The following is a 20,862-nucleotide window of genomic DNA, read 5'->3' as shown; positions in this document are numbered from 1 at the left end:
GCTCATTGCCCACCTTTTCTCACACGTTAGAAGAATCATTACCACAAAGGCTGTATTGTGAATTTTATTACAGACAACAAAATCCCATTGGGTCAATGGATGGAAGCAGGGGTTGATTGGTTAACCTTTAATGCAGCAGGTCTATTTGATGCGATTGCCATTTTCCTCGAGACAATCATTCTTTTTGCTGTCGATATTTTTAAGTGGATGCCACCGGCTATGCCTATCGCGATTACCGCTGCACTTGCTTGGTATTTGCACCGTAGTATTCCACTCGTTTTGTTTGTTATTGGTGCTCTACTCACCATTCTTAATCTTGGCTACTGGCAAGAAATGCTAGAAACCTTTGTTTTGGTTTTTGCCGCGACAACGATTTCTGTATTAATTGGCGTCCCTGTTGGGATAATGGCCGCACATCGTCCTTGGCTGTATACCATTTTGAGACCGATCCTCGATTTGATGCAGACAGTCCCAACATTTGTTTATCTAATCCCAACCTTGGTTTTATTTGGGCTTGGTATCGTGCCAGGTCTGATCTCAACCATTATTTTTGCAATCGCAGCACCAATTCGATTGACATATCTCGGCATCACAAAAGTACCAGCAGAACTTGTAGAAGCAGGGAAAGCCTTTGGTGCGACTCGCATGAAACTACTATTCAAAGTCGAACTACCCGCAGCGATGCCAAGCATAATGGCTGGTGTCACTCAGTGCATTATGTTGTCTCTTTCTATGGTAGTGATTGCTGCCCTTGTTGGAGCCGATGGCTTAGGAAAACCTGTCGTTCGTGCTTTGAACACAGTAAACATTTCACAAGGCTTTGAAGCGGGTCTTGCCATTGTTCTTGTGGCGATCATCCTCGATCGTCTGTGCAAATCACCAAACCAGAGGGAAGCATAATTATGGATGCGATTACCATTAAAAACCTCAATGTGGTATTTGGTAACAAGCCACAATTGGCACTGGATCTATTAGATGGCGGCAAAACTCGCCAAGAAATTATCGATGAAACGGCACAAGTTGTTGGCGTTGATAATGTTTCCCTTACTGTCAAAGAAGGCGAAATTTGTGTACTGATGGGCCTATCTGGCTCGGGTAAATCAAGCCTGCTACGTGCGGTAAATGGCTTGAATGAGATCTCTCGTGGCTCACTTGAACTTAAAGATGGTGATGCGCAAGTTGACCTAGCATATTGCGATGAAGATACTTTACGCCGCTTGCGTACCCACCGTGTTTCTATGGTGTTTCAGAAGTTTGCTTTGATGCCTTGGTTATCGGTACTTGATAATGTGGCGTTTGGGTTGGAGCTACAAGGTGTCGGCAAATCGGAGCGCCGTAAAAAAGCTCGTGAACAGCTTGAAATGGTCGGTTTATCTGAATGGGAAGATAAATACCCTCACGAGCTTTCTGGTGGTATGCAGCAGCGTGTTGGCCTAGCGAGAGCCTTTGCTATGGATACCGACATCTTATTGATGGATGAACCATTTTCGGCACTTGATCCTTTGATTCGATCCCAGCTTCAAGATGAACTCATCATGCTGCAAGAAAAGCTCAACAAGACCATTTTATTCGTTAGCCATGATTTAGATGAAGCGCTAAAAATTGGCAACAATATTGCGATTATGGAATCTGGGCGTCTAATTCAGCACGGTGAGCCAGAAGAGATTATCCTAACGCCAGAAAACGATTATGTGCGTGATTTTGTCGCTCACACGAATCCGCTAAACGTACTTAAAGGCCGCTCTCTAATGCAGCCAGTTGGTGAGCTAAAACAAGAACAAAACCGCTTGCAGGTCTGTTCGGCTCAGCCTGTATGGATAGACCAATCAAGCAATGAACTATCGCTAGTTAAAGGAGATGACCTCACCCTGATTGAGTGGGATAGCGAAAACGGCGATATCGAGCAGGTTAAACAAGGGTCGATTGTAGTGACTAGTCCTGATATCGGTATGCGTGAAGCTATTGAGTTGAAGAAACGCAGTGGTCAACCTATCTTGCTGGCTGAAGATGGCAAGCTAGTGGGTGTTCTTAATGACAGTGAGTTCTATGACGCCTTGTTAGGTAACTACAATACTCAGCAAGCGGCATAAATTCCCTTCTTTCAAAATAAAAAAGCACCGATAGTTGGTGCTTTTTTGTATCTATCCGGTGTCTCGCCCTGAAATGTGTTTAAACATTGAGGACGAATTATGAACTCATCAATACTGATCAAAAGACTATCGAGATTGATACGCTCCTGTAAAACTGGACGACTATCTAAGCGAGGCTTGCTATATTTCAATTAATTCACACTTTGCTAAATTGGCAAAAGCGCAACTCGGTTTTGTACATGATTTGTTTATAAGGACATGGAAAATGAGAGTCTGAATAACCCCGAGTTCAACTCCACTGCTATGACATATTTTTATCCAGTAGATTACATTTGTGACCAAGAGCTCTGTGCCTGTAGGGTTGGGCTGTTCGCTAAGCGACTTTCCAATACAAAAATTATTCGTATTTTCATAATTTAAGTGATCACCCTAAGAAGGTTTTGTCCACAGAAGAGTTAGACCACAAAAGCATAACAATCCTCACTTTCATGTGGAAGGTGGCCGCAAACAATCAGATTTGGTTTTATTGTTTTATTCACTAGTTTACTCGTGGATTAAACAGTAAAGGTGAATCAAGATGAACGTCAGAGATATCCAGTTAGCCCTTTCCGAACAAGGTTTTGACCCAGGACCTATTGATGGTATTCATGGTAGAGCCACCATTCGGGCCATAAAGGCGTTTCAGTCGAGTTTTGGTCTTGTTGTTGATGGCATTGTAGGCCCCCAAACAAGAGCCGTATTGTTTAACAATAAGACGGTTGATGAGGGTAGCGAGTTTGATATCCCGGTAACAATGCCATGGGCTCATGCAGCGTTTGGCTTAATTGGCACTCAAGAGCAACCCGGTAGAGGTTCAAATGAGGCCATTCTTGGTTGGGCGGAGGATCTGGAAATTACCTCCTATAACGATGATGACATTCCATGGTGTGGGCTTTTTGTCGCTCACTGTATTGGCTCGCAGCTCTCTGATGAGATTTTGCCCGCGAATCCTTTGGGCGCAAGAAAATGGAACCACTTTGGTCGCGAAATAACGCCTTGTTTTGGTGCTGTCATGGTGTTTTGGCGCGGTAGTAAAAATGGTTGGAAAGGGCATGTGGGTTTTTATTGGGCAGAAGATGAAGACGCCTACCATATACTCGGAGGCAATCAGTCGAACAGCGTTAGTGTCACGCGAATTTCGAAAAACCGATTGCTAGGAGCGCGTTGGCCTAGCACGGTTCTGGATTTAGACAAACACATTCGTTTGGCGTCAGCGAGTGGAAAATTGTTGTCGGTGAATGAGGCGTGACGTTTGTTCGTCTCCCGATATAAAAAGGTTTCAGGCGGGAGCCTGAAACCTTTGTGAGAGTTACTTTCCAAAGTAAGCCACAACCACTTTGTCATCACCTAATTCGCGCGCAAACACATAGGCACCATCGTTATTCAGCACAGTATGTTTTCCTGCGCCGATTGCAGGGTGCCTGTCTCTAAACTGACCTACTGCTTGCCAATGATCTAGCAATGCTTGCTTTTCTTTTGAAAGTGTCCAAACCATGTCAGATCGGGTGCCTTGATGGAAGTCATCGGCATATGGGCCTATGTTTCTGCCTACTTCGTCACCGTAGTAGATTTGCACCGCACCCGGACTCAACAACAGCGCATTGGCGGCGTTACGTTGCATGGCATAGTCTTTGAATCGACTAAAGAACAACTCAGTATCGTGAGATGACATATAGCTGACCGGATTAAAATCCTCTGACGCCTGGATACTGTCAGCATAATCTTGATAAACGTCCGCCATTTGTGACAAACAAGCGGCACCCTTGTCGAGCTTCTTCTGCATATCAAAGTTGATCAGCGCGTCAAAACCGTCATCGAAGTATGGACTACGATAGGCGCTATGCCCCCAAACTTCTCCCATCATCCAGAATGGTTGTCCAGACTGATTGTTCTTGCTTCGCCATTGATCCAGACTTTCAGACGCCTGCTCTTTCAGTCTTTTCCATACTTCTCCATCAACGTGTTTCACTGTATCGACACGATAGCCATCAATGCCGAATCGCTTAACCCAATCGGTTTGCCACTCCAGTAGATAGTCTGCGACGGTATAGTTTTCTCTTGCCTGAACTCGAGTGCCGGGGTTGTCGAGCAACCACTGCGGGGGCGTGACCTTTTTATCTGATTCGGTTTTAAAATCCGGCAGTCCTGCCAGAGAGAGCGTGGTATCACTGGAACCAGGTTGGTCGTAGCCAGGCAATCCGGTTCGAACCCAGTCTGCGCCCCACCAGTCAGCCCATCCAGGGTTTTGATAGTTTATGTTTTGGTGAAAACTGTGCCAGTTTTGACCGGATTGAGGAGCCCACTCAGCCCAGCGTTGAGGCATAGGTTGAACAGGTTCAACAACGTTCAATCCGTCGAACTGCAGGTCGGCCAATGAAGCGTAGCCTGGGTGATTGACGACCGCGTCCAACAAGACTTTAATGTCACGCTTATGGGCTTCGGAAACCAGACGTTTGAGATCGTCGTCATTACCAAAGCTTTCATCAATCTTGGTAAAGTCACGAGCCCAGTATCCGTGATAGGCGTAGAACGGGAAAGAACCACTGTCACCACCGCCCACAAAACCATGGATCTGTTCTACGATGGGGGACAGCCAAATCACATTGGTGCCCAGAGACTTAATGTAATCTAACTTCGCAGTAATGCCATTTAAGTCACCTCCATGGAAGGTGCCAATCTCTTGTTTACCATCGGCCTGTCGTCCATACGGTTGAGCCGCTGAAGGGTTTGAGTTATTGAACCGATCGACCATAACGAAATAGATATTAGCATTACGGTAGTTTAGGTTGTGATCGTCCTTGTTCGATTCAATGGGCTCTAGCAGTGTTAATCCACCGCTTTCGGCATTTGGCGTGATCGTTACTTGTCCCTTTTTGACGGTTACAATGCTTCCGGTGAGCACATCGCGCAGTCGTGTCCCGTCCGGGTACGTACCTGCGATATCGATGTTCTGTGTTTCAGCCTGGAATGTTTCGCAGGTTACGTTGGGGATGGGGCGCTTAAACTCTTTTTTTGCGACTTTCTTGGGTTGACGCTTAAAAACCAGGGTGTGATTTTGTCCGTCGTAACGGAATGAATAATCTCCGGTAAAGCGAATATTCAGTGGTAGCGTCGAATCTTCACCGCAAAGCAGAGGAATCGGTGTGTTAAATTTTATTTTGTTTGGCAAGGTATGTTGGCAATGGCCGTCAATGCCGCTCACTTTGAGCTCGTATTTGTCTTTGGCCAACGTAACAACGACTGGGTTTTCTGTGTCTAAAGGGTAGTCGCGACTCGTCGTCGACGTTGATATTGTCATATAGGGTGATGCCATTAGCGAAGGAGAGGCTAATAGCATGCAAGCAAGTAGGGTCGTATGTTTCATGCTCATTCCGTTGTTTTAATAGTCCGATGTTAATATAAAGCGAATAAAACAGAGCAACATCATTCCTAGTGACTACGCCTCAATATTTGGGCAAGCTCACAAAACGTTAAATAGGGGATGAGAAGTTAAAGGATGAGGAGTAAAGGTACGGGTTGAGTATAATTGAACTATGAAAATGATACTCGCTTTATTATTGATGTTATTTACGCAGTACGTATTTGCTATGACGTCCTGGCCAACTAACTATATTTCAGGGGTTCTAGCTTTGAATACCTTGTCTGATTTACATCAATTAACTGATGTATACGATTGTGGAGAAACTGAGGGTGCTCAGTTTTGTGGCTTTGAACTCGACTATCGTGGCATTGAATTTGATGCTGAATTAACGGTTTCAGGTAAGAATATCACTAAGATAGTATTCAAGACGCCATTCAGTGTTTCTGCATTTACTCGATTACAAACGTTATTGCGTTCAGATAACTATCAATTGGAATCGGTAAAAATAAATGGAAAACAGCTTGTTGTCGAAGAATTGATCAATTCGGACGGAGCTCAAATCGCGGATAAGAAACTGGTGGAATTTTTGAACTTATATCCCATTTCAGCGTCCAAACAGTTTACCTGGATCAGAAAAAATGAGATTCAGAATACGTTAGCAACAGAAACGCTTTTAATGACAAGTGACAAAGAGAAAATTAAGTTGATTTGGCTTCGATAAAGGAATAGTCCTGAAGCAGGTCACAGAGTCGTATCTTCGCTCCTCTTACTCTGTCACAGAAAAGTCTTACGGCTGTCATTTCACTGTTACATTTGGTTAGTAACGTGAATTGCGTAAAGTATAGAAGGAGTTAACCCATGAAAAAAATGAGACGTGCTCAACTACATCGTTGTCGTATTCAGTACTGGAAAGAGACAAACCAGAAAGCAACGAGTAAAGAAAAAGCATAATCAAACTTTACAAAACCAAGACGTGAAACCGGCATCGATTAACATGCTGGTTTTTTCTTTTTTGGTCTTTAGAAAAAAGATAGACAACCTCAATATTGAGGCATACAATCCGCTCGTTTTGGGGAGTAGTCACCCGTTTACTTGTCGTCATCTCGTTAAGCTTCTGAGTTGAAAGAGGCTTATCCGGCAAGTAAGAGCGTAAATCAACACGCTTTGACGAGACCAACACAATCAAATGTCCGGTATTTATTTGCCGGGTTGTGTATTTGTTTGTGGAAGGTCGAATTCTAAGCTCCTCGTCCTTCCATGTGGAGGACGTATGACCCCGTCAATTTACATTTCATTTTTTATTCTGACTATTGCGCTTGTCGCTTTAGATATCTATCAAACTCGTGGTGGCCAAGTCACGATACGCAAGGCGGCGATTTGGAGTGCCTTCTGGTTTCTGCTTGCTTTTGGTTTTGCAGCAACTATCTATTTGTTTTGGGATTTTTATGCACCAGTGAGTGCCTATAGTCCAGAGAAGGCAACGGTATCGTTTCTGACGGGTTATCTGCTTGAAAAATCATTGAGTGTCGACAACCTGTTTGTGTTTGCGATTATTTTCCATCAATACGCAGTACCTGCGCACTTAAGACCGCGCGCCTTATTGTGGGGGGTGATAGGTGCTCTGGTTTTGAGAGCTGTGATGATAGCATTAGGTGCACAATTGTTGGCTCAGTTCCACTGGGTAATGTATCTGTTCGCTACATTCCTTATCTGGACGGGAATACAGCTGGCAAGAGATAAAGGTGAAGATGAAGTAAACCCTCTTCCAGAGCGTCTAATTCGCCATTTGGTGCCGGTAACTGACAACTATCATGATAATCGCTTGTCAGTAGTCAAAAATGGAAAGCGTATATTTACGCCAATGTTGGTGGTTATTGCCGTAATAGCCTTCATGGACATCATGTTTGCGCTCGACTCGATTCCCGCAATTTTTGCGGTGACCAGAGAGCCGTTCCTGGTGCTGGCGGCTAACGTGTTTGCCTTATTGGGCCTTCGTTCATTGTATTTTGTACTGGAAGGGATGATGAACCGTTTTGTTTACCTGAAACCGGCATTGTCTTTCATTATGGTGTTTATCGGTATCAAAATGGCGCTCGTTGGATCCGCTTGGGAAATTCCTACCTGGATATCCTTAAGCGTCATCTCAGCGACCATGATTTTGGCGACAATTGCTTCGCTCTATCGTGAAAAACAAACCGTGGTAGTAACCGATAAAAATAGCTAACTAAAATTGCGTAGAGCCTCTTGTTTTTGAGAGGCTTCTTTATTAACCAAAATGCAACAAAGATAACGAAATCTGACTAGTAATGAATCTTTATTCGGCTAAGTTAGCTCTGGTGAATAAATATCCCAACAAAAGGGATAACTTCTATGTTGCCTTGTTAATAGTGTGTTTTATTAGAAAAACTAATCCGAATATTCAAATTTTGTCATTTTTTAAACAATGTTTTATTGCCTAATATTGACTCTAACAACAATGAGTTAACCAGTTTTTAAGAGAGGCAATCATGGCACAAGCAATGAACATTAACACCATCGCTGTAGCACCCTCTATGGATAAGAAAACCTACGCGGTAAACTTCAAAGGATTGATTGCACACCTACTAGATATTATGTTTGGTAAAGGCGAAGTAGAGAACACTTACTACGCAAACGAACTGTCTGGTCACATGCAACGCGATATTGGTATTAATCGCTAAGCGAACGAATATTAAAGCGGGCACCAGAAAGGTGCCCGTTTTCTTTGCAACTCAGCGTTACGTTAAGTGAAGTAACTATAGCGACGAGTTCTTGTTTTCTACCACACCACCTTGTTGTTGCGCTTTAAGCACTAACGCAATTCTCTGGCGTTCTAATTCATCTACCTGCTTTGTACTATCGTTTTCTCGGTCTTGTGGGCTAAATACAAATTGTTTGTTAATAGTCATTGTCAGTATCGCTGTTCGTAATGAATGTTGGCATTTTTTGTAGCCTGCATTATTTCTCTAATGAAAAGCGCTGACATCACCCTTAGAGCGAGATGGTTAGGGAGTAGTCAATAGGCGTACATGATCGATAACCTCAACATGTTGATTACTTGGGTATATCGCGAAGGAATTTTTCTCTTCAACTTATATAAACCTGATTCATCGCAAATTGCAGCGCGACTTTATCCGTATGATGGGGACAGATTTTTTCGAGAACACAAGGTGGAACTATGACTAATCTTATCGACAGGTTTCTCAAATATGTCACGTTTGACACGCAATCTGACCCGTCGCAAGGTTGTTGCCCAAGTTCAAAAGGGCAAACTCAATTCGCACAATTTCTCAAGCAAGAGTTGACTGACCTTGGGCTAACTAATGTAACGCTGGACGACAACGGTTATGTAATGGCAACGTTGCCTTCCAATGTCGACTACGATGTTCCGGCTATCGGTTTTATCGCCCATATGGATACGGCGCCTGATGCTTCTGGGGCCAATGTGAAACCGCAGATAGTGGAAAACTACCAAGGAGGCGATATTGCCCTTGGAAAAGGGGATGAAGTCTTATCACCGATCCACTATCCAGATCTACATCAACTGCACGGTCATGACATTATTACTACCGACGGTACCACGTTGTTGGGCGCCGACAACAAAGCAGGCATCGCTGAGATCATGTCTGCGGTTGAGTACATAATTGGCCATCCTGAAATTCCACACGGTGATATTAAAGTTGGCTTCACTCCGGATGAAGAAATTGGGCGTGGGGCGGACTTGTTTAACGTAGAGAAGTTTGCTGCGCAGTGGGCCTATACCGTTGATGGTGGGCCCGTTGGTGAGTTGGAGTTTGAAAACTTCAATGCTGCTGCGGCGACGGTTGAGTTCCGCGGAGTGAATGTGCATCCGGGGACGGCAAAAGGCAAAATGGTCAACTCAATGACACTAGCTTCGCGCTTTCAGGCCGAGATGCCGGTTGACGAAACTCCAGAGCATACAGAAGGCTATGAGGGCTTTTATCACCTAACGAACGCCGATATGTCGGTAGCGAAATCAACGCTGCATTATATACTTCGTGACTTTGACCAAGATGGTTTAGACCAAAAGAAAGCCTATCTAATGGATAAAGTCGACACATTCAATAGTGGCAGTAAGTCACCAAGAGTGACATTGACTATCAAAGATAACTACTCAAATATGCGTGAGCAGGTAGAGGTTTATCCACATATCATTGATATTGCGAAACAAGCAATGTTGGCGTGTGGTGTGACTCCCGACATCAAACCGATCCGTGGTGGTACTGACGGTGCGAGGTTATCCTTTATGGGGTTACCTTGCCCTAACGTTTTCACCGGTGGCTACAACTTTCACGGTATCCACGAATTTATAACGGTTCAGGGTATGCAGTCTGCGGTGAAAGTAGTGGTACAAATTGCGAAAGAGACCGCAATTCGTTATCGTTAGGAAAACACCAATGATTGCAGGCGGTTATGGAAGATACTCAAAAAGTTATTGAATTCTTAATTGAAAACAAACTATTACTTAGCTTCCTGATCGTTCTGTTTATCCTCATCGTTCGCCGGATTATCTTGTCCGGGATTCGAGGCGATGTGGCTTTCATTTCGGAAGAACAGCGAAAATGGATGTCTCGAACCAAGAATGGTGCATTTGCCATTCTTGTCGTGACATTGTTTTTGGTCTGGAAGTCAGAAATTAGCCAATTCGCGTTATCTGTTACTGCCATTGCAGTGGCCATTGTAGTTGCTTCCAAAGAGATCATTCTTTGCTTCACTGGCTCTATTCAACGGGCCAGTTCTCGCTCTTTTCGAATCGGCGACTGGATAGAAGTAGGAAAAATCAGCGGTGAGGTGATAGAGCATAATCTCATGGCTACCGTTGTACAGGAAATTGATCTCTACCACGGTCAATATCATTTCACAGGGAAGACCATTACTCTCCCTAATAGCATGTTCTTCACCTACCCGGTAAAGAACCTCAATTTCATGAAGCGTTATGTCTACCACAATTTTTCAATTGTGGTGCCTGGATTTGACAATTTATTCCCACTTTTACCCACTCTAGTCGCAAAGATTGAGCATCATAGTGAAGGTTTTATAGACGTCGCCCGGCGCTATAACAGCGTTATTGAGAAGCATGCTGGGGTCGACTTACCCGGTTCAGAACCACATGTTCATATTTCAAGTGGTGCAACCGGAGAGCAGATTGTGCATGTAATGTTATTTTGCCCGACAGAAATGGCCACACACTTGGAGCAGGAAGTACGGGCCGATTTTATGAGCATTTATCACCAGACTTATCCGAAAAATTCAGAAAAACCGGCTTAAAAACAGACTGTTATAATTTGAAACACTTTCATGGTAACTATTAATACTTCTCGGACATTCAGCTGACTTGTAATTTGCTAGTCTGCCAGAGCTTGTTCCAATCAGAAGATAATAATGGTGTATCAATGCCTAAAAAATTAATAGTTGCTAGTCTTGTTTCCGTAGCTTTACTAACAGGATGCGGCGAAGCAACCAATGCACGTCAAAATGCGCCAGCACCGCTTGTGCAAACTCAGGCGGTTGAGGTGGTTCCTCATCAACAAAGTAAGACGTATATCGGGCGTATGGACGCGGTCGAGGACACGGCGATCACTGCGCAAGTGTCTGGTTATTTAACGGAACGACATTTCAAAGAAGGCCAAATAGTAGAGAAAGGGCAGCTTCTTTATTCTATTGAGCCTTCCTCTTTCGAAGCTCAAGTTGCCAGTGCAAAGGCTAAACTCTCCGAAGCGCAAGCTGCATTAAAGAAAGCCGAACTGGACTATAATCGCGGCCAAAACCTGGTTAAGAATAAAAACATTTCTCAAGCTGAATATGATGCATTGACAGCAACCTTGATGAGTGCCAGAGCCCAGCTGGAAGCGGGACGCGCGCAACTCAAAGTGGCTGAAGTGAACCTATCGTATACCTCAATCCGTGCACCATTTACTGGTCGAATCTCAGACAGCAAAGTCAGTAAAGGGGACTTGCTTTCTCCTTCTTCTGGCGTGTTAACAACTTTAGTCAGCATGGATCCGATTTACGCCTCATTTAGTATTAGTGAACGCGAACGTCTGGCTCTTGGCATGGATCAAATCGAAGGAGACGGTTCGGATGAGTCAAATGGTGTTGATGTAAACATCATTCTGGAGGATGGTCGCGTGTTCGAACAACACGGCAAAATCGATTTTCTTGGCAACCGGATCAATCTCAATACGGGTACACTCGCAATGCGTGCGGTCGTTGATAATCCAAACCAACGACTATTGCCAGGACAGCATGTGCGTGTTGAGTTGATGGAGAAGAAGGCTAATGATGTAGTGACAGTTCCTCGACGTGCAGTACAGACCGACTTAGAAGGTGACTTTGTTATGGTTGTGACTGAAGGCAATATGGCGGAACGTCGTAATGTAGCACTTGGGCCGCAAGTTGATTCTGGAGTGATTATTCAATCTGGTCTTAAACATACTGATGTGGTAATCACGCAAGGACTACAACGTGTGAGAAATGGAATCCCTGTACGAATTGATGATCAAAAATCAGCTGAGCAGGGTGCATAATACATGTTAAGTCGCTTCTTTATTCAAAGACCAAAGTTTGCATTGGTCATATCGATAATTTTGACGTTGGCCGGAGCCATCTCTCTGATGGTGCTGCCTGTCGCTGAATACCCCAAGATAAGTCCACCCTCAGTCAGCGTAACGGCCTTCTATACCGGCGCTAGTGCCGAAGTAGTTGAAGAAGCTGTCGCCGATCCAATTGAAACCTCGGTAAATGGGGTTGAGAACATGATTTATATGTCCTCGAAAAGTGCTAACGACGGTTCTTATAACCTCAACGTTACCTTTGATATCGGGACAGATCCGGATATGGCACAGGTAAACGTTCAGAACCGGGTCTCACAGATTGAATCGAAACTGCCTCAGGAAGTGAGAATGGTGGGTGTTACCGTTAAAAAGCGGTCACCTGATCTGTTGATGGTTCTAAATTTCTATTCACCGGATGGAAGGTATGATGATCAGTTTTTGATCAACTACATCAACCTGAATGTGAAAGACCAACTCGCTCGTGTTAAAGGCATCAGTGAAGTCAACGTGATTGGTGGCGGTGAGTACGCCATGCGTGTTTGGCTGGACCCAGACAAGCTCGCAAACCTTAAAATGACCACCTCTGATGTTTATGCGGCATTAGCAGAGCAGAATGTTCAGGTTGCGGCAGGTCGAGTAGGCGCTGCACCTTACGCTGATCCTCAGGAAGTTCAGTTTAACCTGGTTACTAAAGGACGTCTTGAGTCTGTAACTGAGTTTGAAAATGTTGTACTACGAGCGAATACGGACGGTTCAACGGTTTACCTGAAAGACGTAGCCAGAGTTGAGTTGGGTAAAAAGTTCTACGATGGCAGTGGGTTATTCCGAGGCGAGGATGCATCTATTGTTGCGTTGAACCTGCAGTCAGATGCTAACGCATTAGAGAGTGGTAAGGCCGTTATGGACTTGCTTGAACGTCTGAGCGTGAACTTCCCTGATGGTATGGCTTACGAAACTAGCTACGATACTACAGTGTTTGTTGCTGAGTCGATCAAGGGCGTAGTGAAAACACTGATTGAAGCGATATTGCTTGTAATCGCAGTGACATATTTGTTCTTAGGTAGTGCGAGAGCAACGCTTATCCCAGTGGTGGCGATACCGGTTTCCCTAATTGGTACTTTTGCCGTGATGAACATGACTGGTTTTACTATCAATACGGTGACCTTGTTCGGAATCATTCTTGCCATCGGTATAGTTGTAGACGATGCGATACTGGTTATCGAGAACGTTGATACTATCATGAAGCGAAATCCTCACATCTCGCCTCGCAAAGCCACATTGATGGCAATGAAAGAAGTAACAGGGCCGATAATCACTTCGACATTGGTACTCTTGGCAGTATTTATTCCGGTTACGTTGCTACCGGGTATTACCGGGATCATGTATCGACAGTTCGCGCTGACTATCTGTATTTCGGTAATTATTTCGTCTATCAATGCGTTAACCCTTTCTCCTGCTTTGTGTTCTCTGGTGCTGAAACAAGGAGGCGGAAATACGGCTCGTTGGTTCCAGACATTCAATGGTCTTCTAGAGCGCATTACGTTACGTTATGGGCAGGTCGCTGGATTCTTGGTGAAAAAGGCGTTGCTACTTGTGACGTTCTTCATTGTCGCGGTTGGTACGGTAACTTTCCTGGCTAAGAACACCTCTACAGCATTTGTACCGCAAGAGGATAAAGGCATTCTGCTGGTTAACGTGCAACTGCCGGATTCAGCTTCACTTTCACGTACTACAGACACGACTGACAAACTGGTTCGCCTGGTAGAAAGGGAACCGGGCATTGATGGTATTACGGTTGCGAACGGCTACGCTTTCATGACTGGTGCGGCGGCATCCAACGGTGCTTCTCTGTTTATTAAACTCAAAGACTGGAACGAGCGAAACAGCTTCGAAGGTGACCATTCAGCGAATGCCATCGCCGCTCGTGTGAATGGTATGGCTGCTCAACAGATTCCAGGTGCAGTCGTATTCGCGATGGGGCCACCGGCGGTTCCGGGTATGGGCGCTGCGTCAGGTTTTGAGTTTGTACTCGAAGATACACTGGGTCGAAGTCGTACAGATCTAGCGCTCGTGATGCAGGATGTGATTCAAACTGCTAATCAACAACCAGAGATCGCTTACACGTTCAGTACATTCCGTGCCAATGTGCCTCACTACTATGTCGATATTGACAGGGAGAAAGCCCAACAACTGGGTATCCCACTTTCATCAATATTTCAAACGTTACAAGGTAACCTAGGTTCCTTGTATGTGAATGACTTTACCATGTTCGGAAAGAACTTCCGGGTGACGGTACAGGCCGACGCTGAATACCGTAGTGGGATGGATGATTTACAACTGTTCCACGTACGTTCAGCGAAGGGAGAAATGATTCCTCTGAGTACGTTGGTATCTTACGAGCAGGTCTTTGAACCGGATGTTGCATGGCGTTATAACATGTACCGCAGTGCAGTGATACAGGGTCAGGCTGCACCGGGGTATTCGAGTGGTGATGCTATTGCAGCAATGGAACGTGTCGCTGCTGAAGTGCTACCAATGGGCTATCAGTATGAATGGACTGGTATGGCATATCAGGAAATACTTGCGGGTAATCAGGCTATTTATGCCTTCGCTCTCGCACTGATCTTTATTTACCTGTTTATGGTGGCGCAATACGAAAGTTGGACGATTCCATTGGCCATTATACTGGTGGTGCCGGTCGCAACCTTAGGCTCGTTTATCGCTTTAAACCTGACTGGGACACCTCTCAACCTGTACGCTCAGATAGGTCTTGTTTTACTCATAGCGTTGGCGGCAAAGAACGCTATCCTGATAGTGGAATTTGCCAAAATAGAACGAGAAGACAAAGATGTAGCTATAGATGATGCAGCGGTACGAGGCGGTATGTTGAGATTCCGCGCAGTGAATATGACCTCCTGGTCATTCATCTTGGGTATCGTGCCACTGATATTCGCTTCTGGTGCCGGACACGTGAGTCAAAACTCTCTGGGTATTTCACTGGTGGGGGGATTACTGTGTGTGCTATTGGCCGGTACTTTCCTGATTCCAGGCTTCTATGCAATGATTCAACATCGTAGGGAAAAGATTCGTGGTGGAAACACGAAACTGATTCCTTTAGAAGAAGATGAATAGTCAAAAAACATAAAAATCCGCTATAACATCAGCCCCTCTTAATTGAGGGGCTTATTGTATGTAAAGAACTGTAGAAGCTGTTATTACAAACCCATACATGGGGTGAATCACAATAATCTGAGTTAAAATATTGAACGCTGTTCAATTTATCTGTTTGATATGTTCTATAAGTTATTGTTATGCAAGATTTAATCGTTTAAAAGCAAAATAATATAGCGGCTTTGTGTGTAACACTGTTCCATCATAGCTGCTCATTGAGTGGATTGTAGTGCAATGTAAAATTATGTATTGTTGCGATCTATGTGTAGGTAGTGAGCTAAATTATGGGAAATCAAAAACTGTTAATTGTAGAAGATGATACAAAACTCAATGTAATGTTAGGTGACTATTTCAAGGCTCAAGGATTTGAGGTAAAGACAGTTTTTGATGGTAATGAAGCAGGAGAGCTGATTACTGATTTTAACCCTGATATCACCATTCTGGATCTGATGTTGCCCGGTCAGGACGGGCTATCGATTTGTAGAGAAGTAAGAGACAGTTACCAAGGTAAGATATTAATGTTGACGGCCAGTGATGACGATTTTGACCATGTCGCCGCTCTGGAGACTGGCGCAGATGATTTTGTGTCTAAGCCAATAAAACCAAGGGTGTTGTTGGCGCGTGTTCGTAATTTGTTGCGTCGACCTAGTGATGAACAGATACACGCCGATGAAAACACGATGCAGTTTGGTAGCCTGATCATTTGCCAGAAGAGCAGAAGTTGTCGTTATGACAATGCTGATGTACTACTCACCGACAGTGAGTTTGACCTATTGTGGCTACTAGGTAAATCGTCTGGTGAAGTGCTATCGAGGGATTACCTTACCCGACAACTTCGTGGCATTGACTATGATGGGATTGACCGGACAATCGACAACCGAATCGTTACGTTACGTAAAAAACTCTCCGATGATGCAACCAACCCTAAAGGCATTATTACTGTAAGAGGTAAAGGCTACCTATTTGTTGCAGACGGTTGGAAGAGCTAAGGTTACCTACTGTGTGGCGAATTTTTTTAGAATCACTGGTCGGCTTGATCCTGTTGTTTGCAGCGAGCATTTATGGTTATGAATATCTGATTTATGGTAAGACCGATCCTGATCTTGTTGATGCGAATCTGCGTGTAGAAGCGTTCCGGGATATTATGAATCATGTCTCAACCAATGAGAGTGATGAGAACGCGATTGAACTGCTTGAGATCTTTGCCAAGAAGACCCACCGTTTGCTTTCTGAGTACCCTGCAGCAGATTTGCCAGAGCATGTTAAAGAACATTTTACTGAGAGTATTGATACCCATTTCATGCTTGATGAGGAGGATCATCTTTGGCTCAAGTTTGATAACAACCCACATTATTTTGAGCTTTCCGATGACCCCGATTCAGAACTTATCAAAGCGATAGAATTCGGTAATCAAGTGGTCTGGTTGTTTTTCTTAGCCAGTTTTGTCGCGTTTAGTTTTGTCCTTATTTGGTTCTTGAGCCGCAGGTTAAGGGTTCTTGAAAAAACAGCGATGGAATTCGCCAACGGCAATTTTGACGCTCGTGCCTCTGAACGTCATTGGGTTCGTCTAGGAAAACTCAACCGCACTTTTAACCGAATGGCGACCAAAATTGCTAACTTGATGGTGAGTAATAAGGCCCTGACTAATGCGGTAGCCCACGAGTTGCGAACGCCAATATTCAGGATTCAGTGGCAAAGTGAAATATTGCTAGAACAAGTTCGCGATGAAGATGCCAAAAAGCAGATTCTTAGTATTATTGAAGATACTGAAGATATGGAAAAGTTGGTTGATGAATTGTTGTATTACGCACGGGTTGAGCGCCCCGATGCGGCAGTCAATCTGCAGCACATTGATCTGATAGAATGGCTGAATTCGAACCATGAGAAGTGGCAAAAAGATTTAGGTCAAACGTTTTTGCTGCAAAGCTATCAGGCTTCACTGTACGTGGATATGGATAAGTTTTTACTTTGTCGGGCATTGGTGAACTTGATTAGTAACGCCAAACGTTATGCCAATGACACAATAGTCGTTAAAGTGGTTCCCAATAATGAGGTAATCTCGATAGAAGTTCATGATGACGGAAAAGGGATCGAACCCGAACACTGGCCGATGTTGTTTGAACCGTTTTATCGCGTTGATAAAGCCAGAGATCGTGCTTCTGGTGGCTATGGGCTCGGTCTTGCAATTGTAAAACACATAATGTTGAGGCATGGGGGAGACGTGGAGGTAAGTCACAGTGAGCTTGGCGGCGCCTGTTTTAGTTTACTGCTCCCGGTGAAAAAGGAGCTTTAGCTCCTTTTTTTAAACCATGTTGTTAATGTAGAATCTTTTTAGTTCGGTAGGTGACCCGAGAGCCCACCTTTTTGTATTCTACTTTCCCCTGGTCCTGAAGTCGGCGCATGATGACACCGAAAATCCAGGCTTTAGGCGTATCATTGAGGCATCCCTGTGGGGTGCAGTGGTGTTTTAAGCCCAGCTGTTTCTGGATCGTTACGGCAGAAACCCAACCGTCAGAAGAGGAACGTCCACATTCATACAAGTAGGCATACACCTCTTTGGCCACACCCTGGAGTAGGTCTTCAATTCTGTCTTTTCGCTCTGGAGCCTTCAATTGCATCTCCTTTATTATTGTTATAAACGCCATCAATTGGCGTTAATTGCTAAGTTACTAATCGGATTAAAAGACAGTCCGTCATCCCTGAATAGACTGGAACAAGAAACAAACAACCGGTTTGACCTTTTTGCCAAAATAGTTGACTAGAAAGAAAAGGTCTTTTGATTACCTGACTTTATGCGGCAGGTAAATGAAGCGAGTAAAATCAGCCAGTTAGGGCTGTGGTTGCGTCTCTAAATAGTTTGTATATCTAATTGTGCGATCCCGGAAAGTCTGACGATATCGTATAGACTAAATTGGATTATCGCCTGTGCGTAATGAGTTAAATTTCATAATGTCACAAATTATTTATAACCAATCTCACCTCAAAATTCATAAATTAGGTTTTTTTTGGCAGTTTCGGCTAAGAAAATGGCGGCTACTGCTAACTCTTGCGTAAGCGCAGATTTTCAACCGCAAGTTTTCAGCGGATGATATACTCTTGGCTAAAGGAAACTGATGATAACAAGTTGAACTGAATGAAATTTATCCACACTTCTGATTGGCACCTCGGCCGGCAATTTCATAATGTGTCTTTGCTTGAAGACCAGCAGCACGTACTTGAGCAAATTACTCACTATCTCACCTTGAATGATATCGATGCATTGTTGATTGCAGGCGATGTTTACGATCGCTCAGTGCCGCCAACTGCTGCCATCGAAGTGCTCGATGAGTTTCTTAACCACGTCATTCAGCAACTTGGCATTCCAGTCATTATGATTTCAGGAAACCATGATGGCGCTAAACGTTTAGGCTTTGGCTCCAGACAGTTTGGCCAAGCTGGACTGCACATCATCAGTTCGTTAGCGCAAATTACCACTCCGATTGAAATTCAAGATAAAAACGGTGAATCGGTGCTGTTTTACGGCTTGCCATACACCGATCCTGAGCAAGTGAGACATCACTATAAAGTTTCGGTGAGCAACCATGATGAGGCGCACGAGCACCTTGCTGAGCAGTTGAATGCGGTTTTAGACCCAAATAAGCGTAATGTCCTGCTTAGCCACTGCTTTATAGATGGTGCACAAACCTGTGAGTCTGAACGTACTCTATCTATCGGCGGAGCTGATCGTGTCAGTTACGAACATTTTCAGCACTTTGATTACGTTGCTTTGGGGCATCTTCATCAAGCGCAAAAGCGCGGTGCGGAACATATTCGTTATTCTGGTTCTATCATGAAGTACTCGTTTTCTGAGCAGCACCACAATAAAGCGATGACGTTGGTGGAGTTTACTTCTGAAATATCTGAACCCGTCATCACAAGTGTTCCGCTCACAAGTCCACATGATATGCGAATCATTGAAGGTGACTTGGCTGACTTATTGGAGCAAGGTAAAACTGACCCTAAATCCGATGATTATTTGCTGGTTCGCCTTACCGATAAGCATGCGATTTTAGACCCAATGGCCAAGCTTCGTGAGGTGTATCCAAACGTATTGCACTTAGAGAAACCGGGCATGTTGATTGGTGTTGAAACTGAAATGGGACAAGCGAGATTAGGGCGTTCGGAACTCGATATGTTTCAAGACTTCTTTTTGGAAGTGCAGGGTGATGACATGACAGATAGTCAAACCGAGATGATTGCGGATGTGCTAAACACCCTTCAGCAGGCGAAACAGGAGCAGTAACTCTATGAAACCGTTAACACTGACTCTGCAAGCTTTTGGCCCCTTTTCTGGTGTTGAGCATATCAATTTTCGCACCCTGGGCGACTCGCCGCTATTTTTGATCAACGGGCCGACTGGCTCTGGCAAAAGCTCTATCTTGGATGCGATCTGTTATGCGCTATATGGCGAAACTACGGGCAGCGAGCGTACTGGCGATCAGATGCGTTGTGACTATGCCGATGCCAAGCTGTTAACCACCATTACGTTTGAGTTTGAACTGGCCGGGGTTCGCTACCAAATTACCCGTAGCCCTGATCAAGAGGTGCCCAAGCAGCGCGGCGAAGGGATGACCAAAAAAACGCACACGGCGCAGCTTATTAACCTTGATAACGACGAGCTTATTGCTAATAAACCTAAACCGGTTGCCACAGCCATTCAGGAGCTCATGGGGCTGGATGTAAAGCAGTTTCGTCAGGTCATGGTTATTCCACAAGGTAAGTTTCGAGAGCTGCTAACTGCTAGCTCGAAAGAGCGTGAAGCGATTTTTGGCCAACTGTTCCAAACTCAAATTTACACCACAATTGAGCGTGTGTTGTTTGAAAGAGCGGCAGGCATTCGCAAGGCTAAAGAAGAGTTCGATAACCAGATTAAAGGTGCGCTGGATGTTGCATCAGTGGAGTCGGAGTCGCAGCTTTCGCAACAGCTAATTGAGCTAGCACCGCTGCTGGAACGGTCAGAAAGCGAACTTAATCAAGCGGAAAACGTGAGAACCAAAGCGCAGCAAGAGCTTGATAACGCGCTTGAGTTAGGCAAAAAGTTTTCTGTCAAAGCTGAACTTGAACAGGCGCAGTTAAAGCATCAACAAGGGTGCGAAGCGATTGAACTTGCTAAGTCTCAGCTCAATGCTCATAAGGCTGCTACTGCTATCCAGTCGGAGTATGACAGCCAACTGCGCTTGACCAAAGAATCCGCCATATTGGCAGAGCGCTTGCAAACTGGGCGGGGCAAAATTGCAGCTGCGAAGCAGAATCAGTCACAGGCTCAGGCCGCGTATGATGACGCGAAAAAAGCGAGTGATAATGCTGAGCCGTTGAAGCAAGAGCGCTTCGAATTAAACGCTCTACTCGAGCGCCTTAAAGAGCTCGACAGCAAGAAAGTTGAACTGCAGCAGGCAAATCAAAAGCTTGGCAGTGTTAGTGCATCTCAAACCACACTTGCCGGTCAAATCAAAGCGTTAACTCAACAAGAAGAATCGCTGCATAGTGCTTTCGTCGATGCTGAAAAACAAAAGTCGCAGCTTAGTGAACTCACCCTGTCTTTAGATATTGAGAGCAAGAAGCAGCAGGC

16 protein-coding genes and 1 pseudogene are annotated in these 20,862 nt (G+C 44.6%); 14 read left to right on the top strand and 3 right to left on the bottom strand.

Annotated elements, in window-relative coordinates:
• Positions 1-57 precede the first annotated feature (57 nt).
• From choW to C4S60_RS00670, 3 genes are all read left to right on the top strand, one after another.
• Positions 58-900: a choline ABC transporter permease subunit gene (gene choW, locus C4S60_RS00680; protein WP_103878392.1), complete on the top strand. Its 843-nt coding sequence runs from the start codon at positions 58-60 to the stop codon at positions 898-900.
• A gap of 2 nt (positions 901-902) precedes the next feature.
• Positions 903-2,090 (top strand): choline ABC transporter ATP-binding protein, encoded by a 1,188-nt coding sequence (gene choV / locus C4S60_RS00675; RefSeq protein WP_103878391.1) that lies wholly within the window; start codon positions 903-905, stop codon positions 2,088-2,090.
• Positions 2,091-2,667: 577 nt separating this feature from the next.
• Positions 2,668-3,378 (top strand): NlpC/P60 family protein, encoded by a 711-nt coding sequence (locus C4S60_RS00670; RefSeq protein ID WP_103878390.1) that lies wholly within the window; start codon positions 2,668-2,670, stop codon positions 3,376-3,378.
• A gap of 60 nt (positions 3,379-3,438) precedes the next feature.
• On the opposite strand, the gene C4S60_RS00665 is transcribed toward C4S60_RS00670, so the two are convergent.
• Positions 3,439-5,493, bottom strand: a complete 2,055-nt coding sequence (locus C4S60_RS00665; protein ID WP_103878389.1) for an alpha-amylase — start codon at positions 5,491-5,493, stop codon at positions 3,439-3,441.
• Positions 5,494-5,662: 169 nt separating this feature from the next.
• Between C4S60_RS00665 and C4S60_RS00660 the strand changes: the two genes are divergently transcribed.
• The 3 genes from C4S60_RS00660 (at position 5,663) to C4S60_RS00650 (ending at position 8,189) form a co-directional block, all read left to right on the top strand.
• On the top strand, positions 5,663-6,211 hold the full coding sequence (locus tag C4S60_RS00660; RefSeq protein ID WP_103878388.1) for a hypothetical protein: 549 nt from the start codon (positions 5,663-5,665) through the stop codon (positions 6,209-6,211).
• Positions 6,212-6,760: 549 nt separating this feature from the next.
• Positions 6,761-7,714, top strand: coding sequence for a TerC/Alx family metal homeostasis membrane protein (locus C4S60_RS00655; RefSeq protein ID WP_103878387.1), 954 nt, complete (start codon positions 6,761-6,763; stop codon positions 7,712-7,714).
• A gap of 283 nt (positions 7,715-7,997) precedes the next feature.
• Entirely contained in the window at positions 7,998-8,189 is a 192-nt protein-coding gene (locus C4S60_RS00650; RefSeq protein WP_103878386.1) for a hypothetical protein, read from the top strand.
• Between the two features lie 75 nt (positions 8,190-8,264).
• Here C4S60_RS00650 and C4S60_RS23605 read toward each other — a convergent pair whose 3' ends face one another.
• Positions 8,265-8,417 carry a hypothetical protein gene (locus tag C4S60_RS23605; protein WP_167390944.1) on the bottom strand — a complete coding sequence of 51 codons (153 nt, stop codon included), beginning with the start codon at positions 8,415-8,417 and terminating at the stop codon, positions 8,265-8,267.
• A gap of 269 nt (positions 8,418-8,686) precedes the next feature.
• On the opposite strand from C4S60_RS23605, the gene pepT reads away from it, so the two are divergent.
• The 6 genes from pepT (at position 8,687) to C4S60_RS00620 (ending at position 17,547) form a co-directional block, all read left to right on the top strand.
• Positions 8,687-9,916 carry a peptidase T gene (pepT, locus tag C4S60_RS00645; protein WP_103878385.1) on the top strand — a complete coding sequence of 410 codons (1,230 nt, stop codon included), beginning with the start codon at positions 8,687-8,689 and terminating at the stop codon, positions 9,914-9,916.
• Positions 9,917-9,942: 26 nt separating this feature from the next.
• Positions 9,943-10,797 (top strand): mechanosensitive ion channel family protein, encoded by an 855-nt coding sequence (locus C4S60_RS00640; RefSeq protein ID WP_103878384.1) that lies wholly within the window; start codon positions 9,943-9,945, stop codon positions 10,795-10,797.
• A gap of 125 nt (positions 10,798-10,922) precedes the next feature.
• Positions 10,923-12,056: an efflux RND transporter periplasmic adaptor subunit gene (locus C4S60_RS00635; protein WP_103878383.1), complete on the top strand. Its 1,134-nt coding sequence runs from the start codon at positions 10,923-10,925 to the stop codon at positions 12,054-12,056.
• Positions 12,057-12,059: 3 nt separating this feature from the next.
• On the top strand, positions 12,060-15,215 hold the full coding sequence (locus C4S60_RS00630; protein WP_103878382.1) for an efflux RND transporter permease subunit: 3,156 nt from the start codon (positions 12,060-12,062) through the stop codon (positions 15,213-15,215).
• Positions 15,216-15,535: 320 nt separating this feature from the next.
• Positions 15,536-16,243, top strand: coding sequence for a response regulator (locus tag C4S60_RS00625; protein ID WP_425275101.1), 708 nt, complete (start codon positions 15,536-15,538; stop codon positions 16,241-16,243).
• A gap of 11 nt (positions 16,244-16,254) precedes the next feature.
• Entirely contained in the window at positions 16,255-17,547 is a 1,293-nt protein-coding gene (locus C4S60_RS00620) for an ATP-binding protein (RefSeq protein ID WP_103878380.1), read from the top strand.
• Positions 17,548-17,569: 22 nt separating this feature from the next.
• On the opposite strand, the gene C4S60_RS00615 is transcribed toward C4S60_RS00620, so the two are convergent.
• Complete coding sequence (locus C4S60_RS00615; protein WP_146060829.1) at positions 17,570-17,866, bottom strand: hypothetical protein; 297 nt, start codon at positions 17,864-17,866, stop codon at positions 17,570-17,572.
• Between the two features lie 521 nt (positions 17,867-18,387).
• Between C4S60_RS00615 and C4S60_RS00610 the strand changes: the two genes are divergently transcribed.
• On the top strand, positions 18,388-19,536 hold the full coding sequence (locus C4S60_RS00610) for an exonuclease SbcCD subunit D (protein ID WP_103878378.1): 1,149 nt from the start codon (positions 18,388-18,390) through the stop codon (positions 19,534-19,536).
• 4 nt (positions 19,537-19,540) lie between these two features.
• Positions 19,541-20,243: pseudogene (locus C4S60_RS23920) on the top strand (AAA family ATPase); the annotation flags it as partial.
• Positions 20,244-20,862 lie beyond the last annotated feature (619 nt).

The organism is Vibrio hangzhouensis, assembly GCF_900107935.1.
GTDB classification, from domain to species: domain Bacteria; phylum Pseudomonadota; class Gammaproteobacteria; order Enterobacterales; family Vibrionaceae; genus Vibrio; species Vibrio hangzhouensis.
Note: the sequence above shows the minus strand (reverse complement) of the source record. Positions and strands in the feature narration are given on the sequence as shown.